Origin of the sequence: Candidatus Protochlamydia sp. W-9 (assembly GCF_001950615.1) — a bacterium.
Classification (GTDB): Bacteria; Chlamydiota; Chlamydiia; order Chlamydiales; family Parachlamydiaceae; genus Protochlamydia; species Protochlamydia amoebophila.
The window spans coordinates 1-1,022 of record NZ_BCPZ01000089.1 but is presented as its reverse complement, the minus strand read 5'-3'; the positions used below and the strand labels follow the sequence as shown (position 1 = coordinate 1,022).

At 39.8% G+C, this 1,022-nt stretch carries 2 protein-coding genes; both read right to left on the bottom strand.

All coding sequences use genetic code 11. The features are described 5' to 3' along the window. Positions 1-255: 255 nt before the first annotated feature. On the bottom strand, positions 256-702 hold the full coding sequence (locus tag BU804_RS11115; protein WP_255371567.1) for a tetratricopeptide repeat protein: 447 nt from the start codon (positions 700-702) through the stop codon (positions 256-258). Then, a partial coding sequence (locus BU804_RS15165) for a tetratricopeptide repeat protein (protein WP_255371566.1) occupies positions 650-1,022 on the bottom strand: 373 nt, incomplete at its 5' end. The genes BU804_RS11115 and BU804_RS15165, both read right to left, overlap by 53 nt.

Here is a 1,022-nt window from a genome sequence, read left to right as displayed (position 1 = left end):
TGGCTTAATTTTGGATCTGGGCTAGAAGAAAGAGCAGAGTAGCTGCTAGGAGTATCGCCATCTATAAATTTTGATCGCATATAATTCCTTTTTTAATTCATTAAAAAATAAATAATAATTTTAAATCAATTTAGCTATCTTGTTGAGAAATAATAGAGTCAATTTTTCTTGCTACCTGGGCATTCCCTTGATCAGTAGCAAGTTGATAATATCCCACAGTTTCTTGATTGGATTGTTCAACTCCTAGCCCCTTTTTTACAGATTTAGAGTTTCAAGCTCGTATTGGGCATCTGCATGACCTTGATCGGCAGCGAGTTTGTAATATTTAATAGCTTCTTGCTCTGATTGTGTCACACCCCGTCCATTGGCATACCTGACTCCAAGGTTGTATTGAGCCTTTGCATGACCTTGATCGGCAGCGAGTTTGTAATATTTAATAGCTTCTTGCTCTGATTGTGTCACACCCCGTCCATTGGCATACCTGACTCCAAGGTTGTATTGGGCCTTTGCATCACCTTGTTCGGCAGCGAGTTTGTAATATTTAGCAGCTTCTTGCTCTGATCGCGTAACGCCTCGCCCATTCGCATATCTGGCTCTAAGGCTGTATTGAGCATCTGCATCACCTTGATCGGCAGCGAGTTTAAAATATTTACAAGCTTCTTGATCTGATTGTGTAATACCCAGTCCATTGGCATTGAGCATCTGCATGACCTTGTTCGGCAGCGAGTTTGTAATATTTAATAGCTTCTTGTTCTGATTGTGTAATACCCCGTCCATTGGCATACCTGACTCCAAGTTTATATTGAGCATCTGCATGACCTTGTTCGGCAGCGAGTTTAAAATATTTAAAAGCTTCTGCATCTGATTGTGTAATACCCAACCCATTGGCATATATGACTCCAAGATTATATTGAGCTTTTGCATCGCCTTGGTCTGCCAAAAGTTTAGTTGGTAAAAATGAGGGAGAAGAAGAGTAAATAATTTTACTTTTTTTACCGCTCCAAAAAGACTTCCAATCTTCT

Coding starts and splice junctions, on each gene's coding strand:
- BU804_RS11115 (WP_255371567.1), bottom strand. CDS start 702: ATGCTCAATGCCAATGGACTGGGTATTACACAATCAGATCAAGAAGCT.